General features: G+C 67.8%; 17 protein-coding genes. 11 read left to right on the forward strand and 6 right to left on the reverse strand.

Annotation, left to right across the window (positions count from 1 at the left end; translation table 11 throughout):
* Positions 1-81: 81 nt before the first annotated feature.
* Both L1081_RS06195 and L1081_RS06200 read left to right on the forward strand, forming a co-directional pair.
* Positions 82-336, forward strand: coding sequence for a TIGR04438 family Trp-rich protein (locus tag L1081_RS06195; protein ID WP_319426299.1), 255 nt, complete (start codon positions 82-84; stop codon positions 334-336).
* 51 nt (positions 337-387) lie between these two features.
* Positions 388-1,212 carry a DUF3592 domain-containing protein gene (locus tag L1081_RS06200; protein ID WP_489415666.1) on the forward strand — a complete coding sequence of 275 codons (825 nt, stop codon included), beginning with the start codon at positions 388-390 and terminating at the stop codon, positions 1,210-1,212.
* Between the two features lie 6 nt (positions 1,213-1,218).
* Here the strand turns inward: L1081_RS06200 and ilvD are convergent, their stop codons facing one another.
* Complete coding sequence (ilvD, locus tag L1081_RS06205; protein WP_319438237.1) at positions 1,219-2,913, reverse strand: dihydroxy-acid dehydratase; 1,695 nt, start codon at positions 2,911-2,913, stop codon at positions 1,219-1,221.
* Between the two features lie 104 nt (positions 2,914-3,017).
* Here ilvD and L1081_RS06210 point away from each other — a divergent pair, with 104 nt between their 5' ends.
* The gene (locus tag L1081_RS06210) at positions 3,018-3,962 is read left to right on the forward strand and encodes a LysR substrate-binding domain-containing protein (protein ID WP_489415667.1); all 945 of its coding nucleotides are present in this window, start codon (positions 3,018-3,020) and stop codon (positions 3,960-3,962) included.
* Between the two features lie 6 nt (positions 3,963-3,968).
* Here L1081_RS06210 and L1081_RS06215 read toward each other — a convergent pair whose 3' ends face one another.
* Positions 3,969-4,913 carry a LysR substrate-binding domain-containing protein gene (locus L1081_RS06215; RefSeq protein ID WP_489415668.1) on the reverse strand — a complete coding sequence of 315 codons (945 nt, stop codon included), beginning with the start codon at positions 4,911-4,913 and terminating at the stop codon, positions 3,969-3,971.
* A gap of 130 nt (positions 4,914-5,043) precedes the next feature.
* On the opposite strand from L1081_RS06215, the gene L1081_RS06220 reads away from it, so the two are divergent.
* From L1081_RS06220 to L1081_RS06250, 7 genes are all read left to right on the forward strand, one after another.
* Positions 5,044-5,817, forward strand: coding sequence for an SDR family oxidoreductase (locus L1081_RS06220; protein ID WP_489415669.1), 774 nt, complete (start codon positions 5,044-5,046; stop codon positions 5,815-5,817).
* Positions 5,818-5,997: 180 nt separating this feature from the next.
* Entirely contained in the window at positions 5,998-6,267 is a 270-nt protein-coding gene (locus L1081_RS06225) for a hypothetical protein (RefSeq protein ID WP_489415670.1), read from the forward strand.
* Positions 6,268-6,324: 57 nt separating this feature from the next.
* Complete coding sequence (lgt, locus tag L1081_RS06230; RefSeq protein WP_489415671.1) at positions 6,325-7,146, forward strand: prolipoprotein diacylglyceryl transferase; 822 nt, start codon at positions 6,325-6,327, stop codon at positions 7,144-7,146.
* Between the two features lie 123 nt (positions 7,147-7,269).
* Entirely contained in the window at positions 7,270-7,938 is a 669-nt protein-coding gene (locus tag L1081_RS06235) for a GntR family transcriptional regulator (protein WP_319426290.1), read from the forward strand.
* Between the two features lie 52 nt (positions 7,939-7,990).
* Positions 7,991-9,475 carry a malonyl-CoA decarboxylase domain-containing protein gene (locus L1081_RS06240; RefSeq protein WP_489415672.1) on the forward strand — a complete coding sequence of 495 codons (1,485 nt, stop codon included), beginning with the start codon at positions 7,991-7,993 and terminating at the stop codon, positions 9,473-9,475.
* A 74-nt stretch (positions 9,476-9,549) separates the two neighbouring features.
* On the forward strand, positions 9,550-10,539 hold the full coding sequence (locus L1081_RS06245; protein WP_489415673.1) for a tripartite tricarboxylate transporter substrate-binding protein: 990 nt from the start codon (positions 9,550-9,552) through the stop codon (positions 10,537-10,539).
* 61 nt (positions 10,540-10,600) lie between these two features.
* Entirely contained in the window at positions 10,601-12,136 is a 1,536-nt protein-coding gene (locus tag L1081_RS06250) for an AMP-binding protein (protein WP_489415674.1), read from the forward strand.
* On the opposite strand, the gene L1081_RS06255 is transcribed toward L1081_RS06250, so the two are convergent.
* The 3 genes from L1081_RS06255 to L1081_RS06265 form a co-directional block, all read right to left on the reverse strand.
* Complete coding sequence (locus tag L1081_RS06255) at positions 12,133-13,836, reverse strand: serine hydrolase (RefSeq protein WP_489415675.1); 1,704 nt, start codon at positions 13,834-13,836, stop codon at positions 12,133-12,135. The two genes, L1081_RS06250 and L1081_RS06255, sit on opposite strands and share 4 nt — an antisense overlap.
* Positions 13,837-13,899: 63 nt before the next feature.
* Positions 13,900-14,961, reverse strand: a complete 1,062-nt coding sequence (locus L1081_RS06260) for a phenylacetaldoxime dehydratase family protein (protein WP_489415676.1) — start codon at positions 14,959-14,961, stop codon at positions 13,900-13,902.
* A gap of 16 nt (positions 14,962-14,977) precedes the next feature.
* Entirely contained in the window at positions 14,978-16,030 is a 1,053-nt protein-coding gene (locus tag L1081_RS06265) for a nitrilase-related carbon-nitrogen hydrolase (protein ID WP_489415677.1), read from the reverse strand.
* A gap of 174 nt (positions 16,031-16,204) precedes the next feature.
* On the opposite strand from L1081_RS06265, the gene L1081_RS06270 reads away from it, so the two are divergent.
* Entirely contained in the window at positions 16,205-17,170 is a 966-nt protein-coding gene (locus L1081_RS06270) for an AraC-like ligand-binding domain-containing protein (protein WP_489415678.1), read from the forward strand.
* A gap of 25 nt (positions 17,171-17,195) precedes the next feature.
* Here the strand turns inward: L1081_RS06270 and L1081_RS06275 are convergent, their stop codons facing one another.
* A complete protein-coding gene (locus L1081_RS06275; RefSeq protein WP_489415679.1) occupies positions 17,196-17,621 on the reverse strand; it encodes a universal stress protein in 426 nt (141 codons plus the stop codon).
* Positions 17,622-17,678: the final 57 nt, after the last annotated feature.

Here is a 17,678-nt window from a genome sequence, read left to right on the forward strand (position 1 = left end):
ACATTCGATGCAACGCGATTGTAGGTAGCGCCGTGCACCGGCGTCCGGAAGCGTTGCCAACAAAACCCGGAGGGATTCGCGATGCTTTTTCTGCTGTTGGGCCTGCTCGGCGTGGGCCTCAAGTACTTCGAGGTGGGCATGGTGGCCGGCTGGAGCTGGTGGATCGTGCTGTCGCCTTTTGCCATGGCCGTGGCATGGTGGGCATGGGCCGACTGGTCGGGCTACACCAAGCGCAAGGTCGTCGAGCGCGAGGATGCGCGCAAGCAGGCGCGCATCGACCGCCAGCGCAGCAACATGGGTCTGCCGGGCAGCAAGGGCCAGCGCCCCAAGCGCTGATCGGCAGCGCAACTAGCGGCCTCCAGCCCGCACGCCTCGCGGCGCCGCGACATGGACGAGGAAGCGACCCGCCATGCGATGCTCGTCTTCGGGCTCTCGCTGCTCGTCGGGCCGGCCATCGGCGGGCTGGCGGGATGGCTCAGGAATCTTTTCTGGGGCGTGGGGGTCGGAGCCCTGCTGATCGGCTGCGCCGGCCTCTATGCGGCCGCAACCATCGGCTGGCATCGCTACCAGTCGATCGCGGGCACCGCCAGCGTGCAGGGCAGCCTGGTCGAATTCGTGGAGGAGCGCAGCAAGGACAGCAACGGCCGCACGACGGTCTCGCGCGCACCCATCGTCGAATACACCACCGCCGACGGGCAGAAGCGCCGCGTCAAGGGGCTCGGCGGCGGGCTGCCGGACAAGGAGTGGGGCGATCCGGTGGAGGTGCGCTACAGCCTGGCCGACCCTGCGCAGGCCCTGGTGGCCGATTTCCAGAACATGTGGGGAGCCGTCTGGGGCCTGGGCCTCTTCGGCCTGTTCCCGATGATGTTCGGGCTGTTCTTCACCGGCATGGCGATCAAGGAGGGGCGGCCCCATGGCCGCGCAGTGCCGCCGCAGCGCACGGCCACGCCTGCCCAGCAGCGCTGGTGCACGCGCGGCACCGTGCTGGCCAACCTCGTGTTCGTGGCCGGCTTTGCCGTCTGCTTTCTCTACCCGGACGAACGCCTGGGAAGGGCGCTCGGCGCGGGCTTCATGACCATCGGCACCGGCGCATTGCTGCACTTCATCGTGCAGAGCCTGCCGCCGGCGATGGAGTTCGAGTTCCGCAGCATCCTCGCGATCGTGGGCCTCGGCTTCCTGGCCTTCGGCTACGGCGCGTGGATGATGTTTTGACCGGCTTCAGAACTTGTCGAGCACCGCGCCCGAGCTGGCGCTGGAGGCATTGAACGCGAACTTGGCCTGTACGCCGCGCGTGTAGCGCGGCGCCGGCGGCTTCCAGCCTTCGCGGCGCTTGGCCAGCTCGGCTTCGGGCACGTTGAGTTCGAGCACCAGCTTGTGCGCATCGATGGTGATCGAGTCGCCTTCGTTCACGAAGGCGATGGTGCCGCCGGCCGCCGCTTCAGGCGCGACGTGGCCGACCACCATGCCCCAGGTGCCGCCCGAGAAGCGGCCGTCGGTGATCAGGCCCACGCTTTCGCCGAGGCCCGCGCCGATCAGCGCGCCCGTGGGTGCCAGCATCTCGGGCATGCCCGGGCCGCCCTTGGGGCCGAGGTAGCGCAGCACCATCACGTCGCCGGCCTTGATCTTGCCGTCCAGGATGGCCTTGAGCGCCGACTGCTCGTCGTCGAACACGCGTGCCGGGCCGGTGATGACCGGGTTCTTGAGGCCGGTGATCTTGGCGACCGCGCCTTCGGGCGACAGGTTGCCCTTGAGGATGGCCAGGTGGCCCTCGTCGTACATCGGCTTGTCGATCGGGCGGATCACGTCCTGGTCGGCGCGCGGCACGTCGGGCACGTCCTTCAGCACTTCGGCGATCGTCTGGCCGGTGATGGTGATGCAGTCGCCGTGCAGCAGGCCCGCGTTCAGCAGCACCTTCATGACCTGCGGGATGCCGCCGGCCTGGTGCAGGTCGACCGCGAGGTACTTGCCCGAGGGCTTCAGGTCGCACAGCACCGGCACCTTCTTGCGCATGCGCTCGAAGTCGTCGATGGTCCACTCGACCTCGGCGGCGTGCGCAATGGCCAGGAAGTGCAGCACCGCGTTGGTGGAGCCGCCCGTGGCCATGATCACGGCCACCGCGTTCTCGATGGCCTTCTTGGTCACGATGTCGCGCGGCTTGATGTCTTTCTTGATGGCCTCGATCAGCACCTTGGCCGATTCCTTGGCCGAGTTGGCCTTTTCGTCGTGCGGATTGGCCATGGTGGACGAGTAGGGCAGCGAGATGCCCAGCGCCTCGAACGCGCTGGACATGGTATTGGCCGTGTACATGCCGCCGCAGGAGCCGGTGCCGGGAATGGCGCGCTTCTCGATCTCGTGCAGGTCCTCGTCGCTCATGTTGCCGGCGGCGTTCTGGCCCACGGCTTCGAAAACGCTCACGATGTTGAGGTCCTGCCCCTTGTAGCGGCCCGGCAGGATGGTGCCGCCGTAGACGTAGATGGCCGGCACGTTGGCGCGCAGCATGCCCATGAGGCCGCCGGGCATGTTCTTGTCGCAGCCGCCGACCACCAGCACGCCGTCCATCCACTGGCCGCCCACGCAGGTCTCGATGCAGTCGGAGATGACCTCGCGGCTCACCAGCGAGTACTTCATGCCTTCGGTGCCCATGGCCATGCCGTCGGAGATGGTGGGGGTGCCGAACACCTGCGCGTTGCCGCCGGCTTCCTCGATGCCCGCGATGGCCGCGTCTGCCAGCTTCTGCAGGCCCGAGTTGCAGGGCGTGATGGTGCTGTGGCCGTTGGCGACGCCGACCATCGGCTTCTTGAAGTCGGCCTCTTCGTAGCCCATGGCGTAGAACATCGAGCGGTTGGGCGCGCGGCTCTTGCCTTCGACGATGTTGGCGCTGCGGCGGTTGATCTGGATTGGCTTGGTGTCCATGGTGTCTCTTGTGTCGTGGGGGAGATCGAGGGGAATTCCAAGTATCGGACTTCTCATTGATTCATTCCAATCCATTTTCGTGCGCCGATTGATATGCTTGGCATATGAAAGATGCCTTGATCGACCTGCGCGCCTGGCGCCAGTTCGTGGCCGTGGCCGAGGAGCTGCACTTCGGCCGCGCCGCGCTGCGGCTGCACATGACCCAGCCGCCGGTGACGCAGGCCATTGCCCAGCTCGAGAAAACGCTGGGCGTGGTGCTGTTCGACCGCACGCGCCGGCGCGTCGCGCTCACGCCGGCCGGCGAGGCGCTGCTGCCCGACGTGCGCGAACTGCTGGCGCGCGCCCAGGCGCTGCCGGCACGGGCGCGCGCGGCGGCGGCGGGGCAGGTGGGGCGCGTGCGCATCGCCTTTGTCTCGACGGTCGGTTTCGAGCAGCTGCCGGCCTGGGTGCGCGAGTTCCGCGTGCGCTGCCCGGAGGTGGCGCTCGAGCTGGTCGAAGCCACGGGCGACGTGCAGCTCGAGGCCTTCGCGCGCGGCGAGATCGATGCCGGCCTGATGCTGCACTCGCCGGGCGCCGCACCGCCCGGACTGGCGCGCCTGCCGGTGGAGGAAGAGGCGCTGGTGCTGGCGCTGCCGGCGCAGCACCGGCTCGCGCGTGCGCGGCCCGTGCCGCTGGCGGAAGTGTTGGCCGAACCGCTCGTGATCTTTCCGCGCCGCATCGTGCCGTCGCTGCACGATGCCGTCTTCGATCTCTATCACGCGGCGGGCCGTACGCCGCAGGTGGCGCAGGAGGCAATCCAGATGCAGACCATTGTCAACCTCGTCTCGGGCGGCATCGGCGTGGCCTGGGTGCCGCACAGCGTGATGCAATTCCGGCGCGCCGGGGTGGTCTATCGGCAGGCCGGCGAGTTCAAGGGCACGGGCCGCCGCCGCGTGGCGCTGCCGGCCTGCGAAACCAGCCTCGTGTGGCCCGCGCAGGCCGCGCATCCGGCGCTGGCGCGCTTCGTGGAATTCGTGCGCGAGCGCACGGGGCGGGCGCGGGCGACGTAGGCCCGCCTACCTGCGCGGCGTTCGTGCGCCGGCCGGCCGCGGTGCTTCGGGCGCATCGAGCGACGCGGCGAGCAGCATCTCGAGCCAGCCCGCGAAGGCCTGCATGCGGCGCGAAAGATTGCGCCGGTGCGGATAGACCAGGTGCACCGGCAGCGGTTGGGCGCGCGCCTCGGGCAGCACCTCGGCCAGCTTGCCGGCCGCGAGGTGTTCGCGCACGTCGTAGGCCGGGATCTGGATCAGCCCGAGCCCCGCCAGCGCGCAGGCAATGTAGGTCTCGGCGTTGTTCGCGCTCACCTGGCTGCGCATGCGCAGCATTGCGGTTTCACCGTCGCGCAGCCACTCCCACGGCGCCGCGCGGCCGCTGGTCGGCGAGGCGTAGTTGACCGCGATGTGCTCCGGCAGGTCCGCCGGCGTGCGCGGCGTGCCATGGCGCGCCAGGTAGGCCGGGCTCGCGCAATTGATCAGCGTGAAATGCCCGAGCGGCCGCGCCACCAGGCTGCTGCTCGCCAGCGGACCCACGCGCAGCGCGCAATCGACGCCTTCCAACACCAGGTCCACGGCACGGTCGCTGGAGCCGAGCTCGAGCTCGATCGCCGGGTAGCGCTCGAAGAAATCCGGCAGCGCCGGCGCGATGAGCCGCCGCGCGATGCGGCTCGGCACATCGACCTTGAGCCGTCCGCTCACCTGGCTGCGCGACGGCAGGAACTGCTGCTCGATGTCTTCCATGTCGGCCACGAGCGTGCGGGCCCGCTCCAGCAGCACTTCGCCGTCGGGCGTAAGGCCGACGCGCCGCGTGGTCCGGTGCAGGAGGCGCGAGCCCAGCTTCGCCTCGAGCTGCTGCACCGCCGTGGAAATGGTGGCACGCGGCAGCGCGAGCCGATCGGCCGCACGCGTGAAGCTGCCGGTTTCGGCCACGCGCAGGAACACCTTGAGAAGATCGATGCGGTCCATGCGTGGTGGCTGGATTGTTTGTGATTCTACGAACAGTCTAGCGTCGGATTGTTGATTTATTCCGGAACTGGCGATCAATAGACTGAAGCTTCCCGATTCACATCAACGCTCTTCAGCAGGAGGTCATTCCATGTCCGCACGCACTCTCCAGAACAAGGTCGCCGTCATCGCCGGCGGCGGCAAGAACCTCGGCGCGCTCATCGGCCATCAACTGGTCGACGGCGGCGCCCGCGGCATCGCCATCCACTACAACAGCGACGCCTCGCGCAAGGATGCCGAGAAGACCGCCGCCGAGCTCGAGGCCAAGGGCGCCGGCACGCTGCTGGTGCAGGGCGACCTTGCCGTAGTGGAGAACAACGTGAGGCTGTTCGACCAGGCTGTGAAGCACTTCGGGCAGGTCGACATCGCGATCAACACCGCGGGCGTGGTGATCAAGAAGCCGATCCTCGATGTCACCGAAGCCGACTACGACAAGAGCTTCGACGCCAACGCCAAGGCCGCGTTCTTCTTCATCCAGCAGGCCGGACGCACGCTGGCCGATGGCGGCAGCATCGTGTCGCTGGTGAGCTCGCTTCTCGCGGCCTACACGCCGTTCTATGCGATCTATCCGGCCTCGAAGGCGGCGGTGGAGCACTACACGCGCGCAGCCTCCAAGGAGTTTGGCGAGCGCGGCATCTCGGTCAATGCGATCGGCCCCGGACCGATGGACACGCCGTTCTTCTATGGCCAGGAAAGCAAGGAAGCCGTCGAATACCACAGCAGCGCGGCGGCGCTCAGCAAGTTCTCGAAGAAGGGCCTGACCGACATCGAGGACATCGCGCCCATCGTGCGTTTCCTGGTCACCGAAGGCTGGTGGATCACGGGCCAGACGATCTTTGCCAATGGCGGCTACACCACCCGCTGAGATGGATCTCCCCCAAGCTCCGCGCACTTCGTGTCGCTTCGCCAACCCCCTCGCCGGGGGCAACACCAGCGGCCCGGCAAAGTCGGTTCCGCGGTGTTTCGCGGCGGATCTGCGCCGGTGTCATGGGGACAGCGCTGTGAAAAAAACAGGGGGCAAGATGCCGGACGGAGAACAAGCGATATGCACACGATCATGGTGATGGGCGGCGGCTTCGTGCTGCTGGTGGTGTTTCTGTTGGCCGGCCGCTTCATCGGCGACGGCTCGTCGCTGGCGCTGGCCGCGGCCGCCAAGTGGTTCATTCCGGCATGGTTCATCGGCGCCGGCATCAACATGGCCGTGGGCGTGATCAAGGCCGGCTATTCGGTGGCTGAGGAACTGCCGATCTTCCTGCTGGTCTTTGCCGTGCCGGCGGTCGTGGCGGCACTGCTGTGGTGGAAGTTCGGGCGCTGACATCGCCCTGAATGTCCCCGCGCCGGCCGCGACATTTGGGCCGGGCACAATCCGCGGATGCTCATGTATCCGCAGATCAATCCTGTCGCCCTGCAGCTCGGGCCCGTGGCCATCCACTGGTACGGCCTGACCTACCTGGCCGCGTTCGCGCTGTTCTATTTTCTCGGCACGCGCCGGCTGCGCCACGAACCGTACCGCTCGCTGGTCGGCCAGGGCGCCTGGCAGCGCAAGGACATCGAGGACATCCTCTTCCTGGGCGTGATGGGCGTGATCGTGGGCGGGCGGCTCGGCTATTGCCTGTTCTACAAGCCCGAGTTCTATCTCTCGCATCCGCTCGAGATCCTCTACGTGTGGCAGGGCGGCATGAGCTTCCATGGCGGCCTGCTTGGCGTGATCGGCGCGATGGTCTGGTTCGCACGTTCGCGCGCGCGGCCGTTCTGGCAGGTGATGGACTTCGTGTCGCCCTGCGTGCCCACGGGCCTGGCGGCGGGCCGCGTCGGCAACTTCATCAACGGCGAGCTCTGGGGCCGCTTCAGCAGCCCCGACCTGCCCTGGGGCATGGTGTTTCCGCAGAGCGGCTCGATGCTGCCGCGCCATCCCTCGCAGGTGTACCAGTTCCTGCTCGAGGGGCTTCTGCTGTTTGCCATCATGTGGCTCTACGCCCGCAAGGAACGCAAGCAAGGGCAGGTGGCCGCGGTGTTCATGATCGGCTACGGCGTGCTGCGCTTCATTGCCGAGTATTTCCGCGAGCCCGACGACTTCCTGGGCCTGCGCGCGCTGAACCTGAGCCAGGGGCAGTGGCTCAGCGTGCCGATGGTGATCTTCGGCATCGGCCTGTGGATCTGGGCTGCGCAGCGCCGCCGGCCGGCGAGCGCCTGAGCATCGGGTCCTCAGGGTAAGCACGGGCCGCACGCGAGGTGTGCGGCCTTGCGGCCCCTGCGAGCGCGCCTCACAATTACGCGTAATTACAGAAAATTACGCAATCGATTTCCTTCAGCCGCCATGCGCCTGGTCCCCAACTCCCTGCACGACGAAGTCGCAGCCACGCTTCGCGAGCAGATCTTCGCGGGCGCGCTGGTGCCGGGCAGTTTCCTGGACGAGGCCGCGCTGTGCGAGCGGCTGTCGATTTCGCGCACGCCCTTGCGCGAGGCGCTCAAGGTGCTCACGGCCGAAGGCCTGCTGCGCCACGAGCCGCGGCGCGGCTGCTTCGTGCGCGAGGTGACGGAGCGCGATCTGGACGAGATATTTCCCGTCATCGCGCTGCTCGAAGGCCGCTGCGCCTACGAGGCAGCACGCAATGCGAGCGATGCGGAGTTGAGCGAGCTCGACGTGCTGCACGAACGGCTGGTGCGCCACGCCAAGGCCAAGCGCATCAACGACTACTACGCCACCAACCACCTGATCCACGAGGCCATCATCCAGCTGGCAGATAACAGGTGGCTGGCGCAGGTGATTGGCGATCTGCGCAAAATTCTCAAGCTGGCGCGGCTTCAGCAGCTGCATGCGCCGGGCCGGCTCGAGCAGAGCCTGTCGGAGCACCTGGCGGTGTTCGCCGCGCTCAAGGCGCGCGACAGCGAGGGCGCGGACGCGGCCATGCGTACCCACCTGACACGGCAGCGCGAGGCGCTGCGCGCGGTGGCGCGGCAACAGAAATCCAGGGTGATGTCGTGAACGGCCTGAAAGAAGAAGGCATCCCTGCATCCCACAGCATTGGAGTTTGTCGATGAGTGCGACCGAGTGGTTCCAGGCGCGACTGCGCTCTGGCGAGAAGTCCGGCGAAAAGTCCGCTGCCAAGGTGCCCGTGGCACCCGATGGTGCGGCCCGCGGCGCACCCAGGACGGCCGCGAAACCCAGCATGCGCTCGACCGCCGAGCGGCTGCAGGCCACGCTGCGCAAGGCCGACGAAGCCTTGTCGCCGCGTGCCTTGCGCCGCGTGCTCACGGCGCTGCAGGCGGTGATCGATCCGCGCGTGAGCGAGGTCGAGGGCGGGCGCCGGGCCCATGCCATTGCACGCGAATACGCCGCCGCCACGCCCGAGGAGCGGCGCGACTACTGGGCGCTGATGAGCGAGCATTTCGCGGCCGATCCGCACAAGCTCAAGTCGGCGCGCGACCAGCACCAGGCCGCCGTGGGAACGCCCGACGAAGGCCAGGCCGAGTTGCGGCTGCGGCGCGCGCTGGTGTCGCCGCGCATGCGCCTGCTGCAGCGCTTTGCGGTCGAACCCGAGGGCATGCGCTTCCTCGTCGACCTGCGTGCCGAGCTGCTGCCATTCCTCAAGTCGGACAAGCGCCTGATCGCGCTCGATGCCGAACTCGAGCATCTGTTTTCCACCTGGTTCGACGTGGCCTTCCTCGAACTGCGCCGGATCGACTGGCATTCGCCGGCATCGCTGATCGAGAAGCTGATCCGCTACGAGGCCGTGCACGACATCAAGAGCTGGACCGACGTGAAGAACCGGCTCGACGACAGCGACCGCCGCTGCTACGGCTTCTTCCATCCGCGGCTGCCCAACGAGCCACTGATCTTCGTCGAGGTGGCGCTGGTCGACCGCATCAGCGACGGCATCATGCCGCTGCTCGACGAGGCCGCGGTGCCGATCCAGCCGGCCAAGGCCACCACCGCCATCTTCTATTCGATCAGCAACACGCAGAATGGGCTGCGCGGCGTGAGCTTCGGCGATTCGCTCATCAAGCGCGTGGTCGAGACACTGCAGGAAGAGCTGCCGCGCCTGAAGACCTTTGCCACGCTGTCGCCGATCCCGGGCTTTCGCAGCTGGCTCGCCAGGAATGCCGCCGAGCTGCTGCCGCGCCTGGACGAAAAGCGCGAGGCCGAGCTCGGCCGCCTCGTCGGCTCGCTGCCGCCGACCGCCGAGCGGCTGCTCGCCGCGGTGGAGGCGCCCGCCACGCTCGATGCCAGGTCGCCGCTGCGCCAGTGGCTGCTGCAGGCCGCGGCCGAATACCTGGGCCACGCGCTGGTCGACGGCGCGCCGGCCGATCCCGTGGCGCGCTTTCACCTGGGCAACGGCGCACGCGTGGAGCGCCTCAACTGGGCCGGCGATCCGTCGCCCAAGGGGCTGAAGCAGTCGTACGGCCTGATGGTCAATTACCTCTACGATCTCAAGCGCCTCGACAAGCATCGGGCATGGATCGCCGAGGGCAAGGTGGCGGTTTCGGGGGATGTGGAAAGCCTGTTCTTCAAAAAAGGCTGAGTTCTGGAAAGAAGTCCGGCGCGTGATGCACCGGCCCGCATGGTGCGGCAATCTACAACGACAGGAGATGACAGATGACTCAGAGTTTTCAGCGACGCGACGTGCTGCGCCTGGCCGCAGCCGGGGCAGCCGTTCTGTGCGGCGGCGCGGGCGCGCAGGGAGGTAATTGGCCGACGCGGCCGGTCAACATGGTCGTGCCGTTCCCGGCCGGCGGCGGCACCGATGCCTTCGCGCGCCCGCTCTCGGCACAGTTCGCCAAGGTGGCCGGGCAGACGCTGGTCATCGACAACCGCGGCGGCGCGGGCGGCACCGTGGGCGCCAGCATCGCCGCCAAGGCCCAGCCCGACGGCTACACGCTCTTCATGGGCGCGGTGCACCACGCGATCGCGCCGTCGATCTACCCCAAGCTCGACTACGACCTCGAGAAAGACTTCGTGCCGCTGATGCTGCTGGCGAACGTGCCGCAGGTGGTGGTGGTCAATCCGCGCCGCGTCACGGCCAATACGCTGCAGGAATTCGTTGCCGCCGCCAAGCGCAACCCCGGCAAGCTCAACTACGGCTCGGCCGGCGCGGGCACCTCGCACCACCTGGCGGGCGAGCTGTTCAAGCTGCAGACCGGCACCTTCATCACGCACATTCCCTACCGTGGCGCGGGGCCGGCGCTGTCCGACCTGATCGCCGGCAATGTCGACCTGATGTTCGACGGCCTCGGCTCTTCGGCCCAGCACATCAAGGGCGGGCGCATCAAGGCGCTGATGGTTGCCGGCAGCAAGCGCAACCCGGCGTTCCCCGACGTGCCCTGCGCGGCCGAGGTCGGGCTGCCGGACTACACGGTCACCACCTGGTACGGCCTGTGGGCACCCAAGGGCACGCCGGCCGACCTGCAGGCGCGCATCGTCGACGAGATGAAGAAGGCCCTTGCGAGCGACGAGCTCAAGGCCATCTGGGCCCAGAATGGCTCGGAGATCCCGAACCTCACGATGGCGTCGTACGGCGGCTTCGTGAACTCCGAGATCAAGCGCTGGGCCACGGTGGTGAAGGCCTCGGGCGCCAAGCTGGAGTAACGCGCGGTCGCAAGCTCGCACGCCCGGCGCACACCGAATTTCCGAAGTAGTACCTGTCCCGATGAAGACGAAAGCCAATTCCAACCTGTTCGCCGCCCTGCGCGCGGCCTTTCCCGCCGACCTCGGCCGCACGGCCGTCGAAACCGACAACGGCCTGTTCTATTCGTGGCAAGACCTCGACCGCGCCAGCGCGATGATGGCCAACCTGTTCGGTGCGCTCGGGCTGGAGGAGGGCGCCCGCATCGCGGTGCAGGTCGAGAAATCGGTCGAGGCGATGATCCTCTATCTCGCCACGCTGCGCGCCGGCTACGTGTTCCTGCCGCTCAACACCGCCTACCAGAGCGCGGAGATCGAGTACTTCATCGGCAACGCCGAGCCAGCCGTGGTGGTGTGCACCAGCCGCAATGCCGCGTGGGTCGGGCCGATCGCGAGTGCGGCGGGTACCCGGCATGTGTTTACGCTGGACGACGACCGCACCGGCACGCTGCTGGAGCTTGCCGCGCAATGCAGCGACCGGCATGAAGCGGCGCGAAAGAGCACAGACGACCTGGCCGCCATCCTCTACACCAGCGGCACCACCGGCCGCAGCAAGGGCGCGATGCTCACGCACGGCAACCTGCTGTCGAATGCCGAGGTGCTCAAGGACTACTGGGGCTGGACGGAGGGCGACGTGCTGATCCACGCGCTGCCGATCTTCCATGTGCATGGACTCTTCGTTGCGCTCCATGGTGCGCTGCTCAACGGAAGCAAGATGATCTGGTTTTCCAGGTTCGACCCCAGACGCGTGGTCGAGAAGCTGCCCGAGGCGACCGTGTTCATGGGCGTGCCCACGCTCTATGTGCGCCTGCTGGCCGAGCCCGGCCTCACGCGCGAGGCGGTGCGCAGCATGCGGCTCTTCATCGCCGGCTCCGCGCCGCTGCTCATCGAGACCTTCGACGAATGGCGCGAGCGCACCGGCCACACCATCCTGGAGCGCTACGGCATGAGCGAAACCATCATGCTCACCTCCAACCCCTACAGCCCCGCCCAGGGCGAGCGCCGCGGCGGCACGGTCGGCTTCCCGCTGCCGGGCGTGCGGCTGCGCGTACGCGACGACGTCGGCCGCGACTGCACCACCGACGAGATCGGCAACATCCAGGTCAGCGGTCCGAACGTCTTCGCGGGCTACTGGCGCATGCCGGAGAAAACGAAGGAAGAGTTCACCGCCGATGGCTTCTTCAAGACCGGCGACGTCGGCAAGATCGACGGCCGCGGCTACGTCACCATCGTCGGACGCAGCAAGGACCTGATCATCAGCGGCGGCTACAACGTCTATCCCGCCGAGATCGAGGGCTACATCAACGAGCTGCCCGGCGTGGCCGAAAGTGCGGTGGTCGGCGTGCCGCACCCCGACTTCGGCGAGGTGGGCGTGGCCATCGTCATCGCCAAGGCGGGCAGGCCGCTCGACCCCGATGCCATCGTGGCGGAGCTCAAGTCGAAGCTCGCGAACTTCAAGATTCCCAAGCGCTGCTTCGTCGTGCCCGAGCTGCCGCGCAACACCATGGGCAAGGTGCAGAAGGCGCTGCTGCGGGAGCAGCACAAGGGGCTGTTCGCCTAGGGCCCTGCCACCCTTGGCGCGAGCGCGGTGACGCGGGGTTCGTGGAAGATGAGCGCGTCCACCGCGTCGGGCGAAGGCCGGCGGAACTCCACGCCAAAACCCTCGAGCGTGTCGAGGCGGAAGCTGCGTCCATCGGCCGGCAGCAGGCGGTAGCTCGGCTGGCCCGGGATCGTCATGCCGAGCTCGCCGCGCGCATCGAGCCTGACCTCGATCACGCGGCCGCTGTGCAGGTAGTCGCCGGCGCACAGCTGCCGGAACGCCGGGTCCAGCACGTCGCCGGCCGGGGCGCGGAGGAACACGATGTCGTCCACCATCTCCTCGAACGGGATCTCGATGCGATCGATGCGGCCTTGCCGGTCGTAGCGGAAGGTGAGTGTCCGGTTGCTGGGGTGCATCACCGTCGGGCGGTCGGGGGTGATGAACACGTCGTAGTGGCGGTGCTCGAGCTTCTCCTGGACACCGCGCCAGCGCCAGGCAAGCCCGTTCGCTTCCCTGTCGATGCGCAGGCGCCCGTAGGCCGGGTGCTCGTAGTCGCCGACATAGTCATCGAGCGGATGGCTCGGTTGGGTTCCGCTCCTGCGGACTTCCGCGCCCGCCTTCCGGTCGAGCGCCTGCTGTTCGATGGCCTGCCGGCGCTTGGGTGCCAGGCGCCCGAACCAGTCGACCGGCTCGCGGCCGCAGATGCGGTCGAGCATCGCATAGGTGAGGATCGCGTGGACGCTGCCCGGCGTGCGGTTGGTCAGCACCACGACGCCTGCGCGGCGCTCGGGCTGCATTGTCATGAGCGTGCTCCAGCCGGTCCACGAGCCCGAGTGCGCGACCGTGCGTTCGCCGCGGTACTGCTCGCAGAAGAGGCCGAGGCCGTAGTGGGAGTCGCCGATCTCGGCGTAGGGGGAGCGTCCCATGTGCACGCGCGGAGTCGTCATTTCGCGCAGCGCCTGGGTCGAAAGCAATTGCTGCCCCTGCGCCTTGCCGTCGAGGAGAAAGCGCGCCCACTTCGAAAGATCGGCCAGCGAGGCGTTGATGCCGCCGGCCGGCGTGGCGCGGATCGGCGACAGCGGCGTGCGGTAGCGCTCGTCGCCATCCATCGCATGGGGGCGGGCCGCGTCTTCGGCGGCCGCAAGCTCCTCGATGGAGAAGCCGAAATGGCTGAAGCCCAGCGGCTTCATCAGGCGGCCGGTGGTGAAGTCCTGGTAGCTCTGCCCACTGATGCGCTCGGTGACCATGCCCGCGACCAGGTAGCCGAGGTTCGAGTACTGGAAGGTGTCGCGCAGGTCCTTGTTCGGTGCGAGGTGCCTGAGCGCGGCCAGCATCTGCCCGTTGCTCAGGTCGCCGGGCATGTGGATCCAGTCGTGCCGCGGGAGCCCGCTGTGGTGGCACAGCAGATCGCGCACGGTCAGCCGCTCGGTTGCCACTGGATCATGCAGGCGGAATTCAGGAATCACCTCGCGCACCGGCTGGTCCCAGTCGAGCTTGCGTTCGTCCACCAGCAGGCCGAGTCCGGCCGCGGTGAACGACTTGGTGATCGAGCACAGCAGGAATTGCGTGTCGATGGTCACGGGCAGACCCGTGTCGGTGTCGCGTACGCCGTAGCCCTTGAGCACGGCGATCTCGCCGTCCTGGATGACGGCCAGCGCGAGTCCCGGTACTTTCCATTCCTGCATCGAGGCTTCGACGAGGCGGTCGAGATCGCTCCACATGGTTGGGGTCCTTGCCTTTGGATTGGGCCGCGCATCCTAAGGCAAATTCCGGAGGCGCTCCTTCTATGCCGGGCCCAGTCCGTTCATGAGCCCGCTGCCCGCATGGCAGTTGATGTACTCGTAGCTCTGCTCGTCGGCCTTCAGCACCGACACCTCGTGGTACACGCGCAGCTGCAGCTGGAAATTCAGCGCCTGCACGTAGCGCATGAAGCTGCCGAAGATCGCGACGTGCGTGGGATGCGACTCGGCCCAGCGCTCCATGTCGGCGAGCGAGCGCCAGAAGCTCAGGCCGAAAGATTTCTCCAGCGGCGCGCCCTTGGCATCGAGGTGGTGCATGTAGCGGTTGCTGTAGCAGCCGATGTGAAGGCCCTGGTCGCGCAGGAAGTCCATGCCTTCGCGCAGCACGGGTTCCATCTCGCCCAGGTAGAGCGTGCGTTCCTGGCCGGTGGTGTCGGCCCACTCCTGGCCGGAGCGGATCATCGCGATGTTCTCGTGGCCCGCGATGCGTACGCGCTGGCCCGGTGCCGGCGCGCCGGCAATGACGGCGCGCGTGCCCGAGGGCGCCATCGCATCGGTCTGCGACAGCGGAATGCGGTCGCGCATCGAACCCCAGTAGCCATGCTCCTGCAGTTCGCCGCTCACGCCGCCCATCACCACGCCCACGCCTTCGAGGCGGTCGGGCGTGTTGAACATGGTCTCGAAATGCTCGGCGCGCGGCGCAACGATTTCGCGGAAGTGTCCGAGGCCGTCCGCCAGCCGTTCCTCGGAGCGCCACCAGGCATCGACCTCGGGCGTTGCGCACCAGCGCGCATGGGCGGCAGGGTCGTTCCAATAGGCGATGGCGACCATGTTGTCGTAGCCCGCAGCGTCGACATGGTGTGCGAGGTCGTGGTGGCCGGGGCCGTCGGGCAGGGCGAAAGCGGCTGCGGTCTTCATCAGCGCCGCGCATGCGCGGCCCTGCAACCCGGCGCCGCGCGACTGCACGCCGAAATAGCCCATCACAACCTGCCGGACCGCGCCCGGTGCGCGCGCCGACCAGGCGGGGTAGGGCGGCGCATAGTCGTCCTCCACGCGGCGATGCCGCGTGCGGTGGCACTTCAGGTGCTCGGCAATGGCGGATTCCATGGCGTGGCTCCGGTACTCAGGCCGCCAGCGGCTGCTGGCGCGCGGCCGCCGCTGCCGCCTCGGGTGCGGCGACGACGGCCTCGAAGGCGCCGCCCTCGACCTCGGGCGCGCGCTGCAGCACCACGGGCTCGCGGCGCGTCTTGTTCAACAGCAGTTGCGTGACGTCGGGCCGCGAGTAGTGGCCGCTCGGGTCGGCGGCCGCCTTGGAGAGCGCGATCATTCCCAGGTCGATGTCGGCGATCACCAATCCTTCCTGGTCTTCGGCCAGCGGCGTGCCCAGCGGCGAACCGTCGGGCGCGTAGATGCGCGCGAAGCCGCCGCCCACGCGCAGCATCTGCTGCTTGCCGGCATCGGTGCACATCAAGTCGCTCATGGCCTGCGAAACCGTGGCGCACGGGGCCACGACGAAGCACTGGCCCTCGGCCGCATACACCTGGCTCGCGGCGTTGTTGACTTCGGGGCCGAGCGCATAGGCCGCGCCGCGATAGAGCGAAAAGCTGGGCCAGGCGCCGCAGTGGATCTGCTCGTTCTGCGCATACATCGCGTACTTGCTGAGCGGCTGCAGATGCTCCCAGCACGAGAGCGATCCGATGTTGCCGATAGGCGTCTCGACCACCGCCAGGTCGCAGCCGTCGCCTTCGCCGAACACGGTGCGCTCCACGTGCGTGGGCTTGAGCTTGCGGCGCGTCTGCACCGTGCGGCCCTGGTCGTCGATCAGCGCCTGCGCAATGTAGAGGCTGCCGGCGCCCTTTTCGCTGTAGCCGAGCGAAACCCAGATGTTGTGCTTGCGCGCGGCGTCCCTGATGCGGTCGAACTCGGCCGAGCCCACGACCAGCGCGTTGTCGTGGTAGCGCTGCACGAACTGCATGCCCCAGGCCGGCGAGTCGAGCCAGATCCACCAGGGGTAGCCGGGCACCCAGGTTTCGGGAAAGGCGATGAGCTTCACGCCCTGGCCGGCGGCCTGGGCCATGAGGTCGATGGTCTTGTCGATGGTGCCGTCGAGATCGAGGAACACGGGCGCTGCCTGCACGGCGGCGACGCGGAGCTTGGGGTGAACGGTGGCGGGCATGGCGGGGTCTCCAGAAGCGGGGTGATGAAAGAAACAACTTCGCACACCTCGCACCGGGTTTGCGCGGTGGCATGCGGGTTGCTTCAAGCGTAGATTCGCCGCCGCGAAACGCCTTGACCCGAACTTGCGGCGTTCTTGTTCCAGCGTTGCATGCCGACTTCCGAAGGAACCCCGATGACCCCGTTGCTCAGCACCGACGCCGTCCCGCGCGCCCAGCGGCTCGCCTACTGGACCGACATGATCTGCAACGTCTACGTGCAGCTCGGATGCGACCCGGTGCGCGAAGAAGGCGACACGGGCAATTTCGAGGGCAGCATCCGCCAGCACACGCTGCCGAGCCTGGACGTGTCGGTGGTCAGGTCGGGGCCGCAGAAGGTGATGCGCACGCCGGGCCACATCTCGCGTTCGAGCGACGATTGTTTTCTGGTCAGCATCCAGGCGCGCGGCCAGGGCGTGGTGCGGCAGGACGGTCGCGACGCCGTGCTGGCGGCAGGCGACTTTGCGCTGTACGACAGCACGCGGCCCTACCAGCTGCTGTTCGACGACAGCTTCGAGCAGATCGTGCTCAAGCTGCCGGGCGAACGCCTGCGCAGCGAACTCCACGACACCGAAGCGCTGACGGCCACCACCGTGTCGGGGCGCGAGGGCGCGGGGCACCTGCTGCTGGGCATGCTCCGCACGCTGCGCGAGGACATCGGCACCTTGCAGCCGGCCTCGGCCCTGGCAGTGGCCAACGGCGTGCAGAGCATTCTTGTCGCCGGGCTGCAGACGCTGCCCGCGGCGCGCTCACCGGGCCTGAGCAGCCTCACGACCTATCACCTGGCCCGCGTGAAGCGGCGCATCGACGAACAGCTGGCGGACCCTTCGCTTTCGGTGGGAAGCCTCGCGCAGCAGCTGGGCGTCTCGGCGAGCCACATCCACCGCGTCTTCAAGAGCGAGCCGCTCACGCCTTCGCAGTACATCTGGGAGCGCCGGCTCGAGGCCTGCAGCCGCGATCTGCTCGAGCCGCGCCTGGCCGGCCGGCCCGTGGCCGACATCGCCTACGGCCGCGGCTTCAGCGATGCGGCGCATTTCAGCCGCGCGTTCCGCGAGCGCTTCGGCTGCTCGCCGCGCGAGTGGCGGCAGCAGCGCGTGCAATAGAAGGGGATGAGAGTTTGCGGCCTGCTTACTGCACCAGCAGCACCGAGGTGTCGGTCTCGGAGATCACCTTGGTGGCCACCGATCCCATCAGCGCGCGGCCCAGGATGCCGTGGCCATGGGTGCCGAGCACGATCAGCTGCGCATGCGCGGCGGCCGCCGACTTGAGGATTTCCTCGGCCGCATGGCCATGGCGCTTGTCGATCGTGTAGTTGCTCACGCCGTTCTCCGTCAGCAATGTCGCCACGGGGTCGAGCACCTTGGCGTTTTCCTCGGCGTAGTAGTCGGTGATCACCTCCTTGCTGAGGTGGCGCGCCACGTGGCCAGAGATGCCGGTGCAGACATGCACGATGACCAGCTCATGGCCCTCCACGAACATGGCGCGGTTGGCAAGCAGGTAGTTGAGCGCCTTTTGCGTATAGGCGCTACCGTCGACGGCGATGAGGATTTTCATGAGCCCGTTATACGACCGGGGCCCGGGCATCGCAATGGGTCTCACCCCAGAGCCGAG

The organism is Variovorax sp. MSC1_012 (genome assembly GCF_023667525.1).
Taxonomy (GTDB): domain Bacteria; phylum Pseudomonadota; class Gammaproteobacteria; order Burkholderiales; family Burkholderiaceae_C; genus Variovorax; species Variovorax beijingensis_B.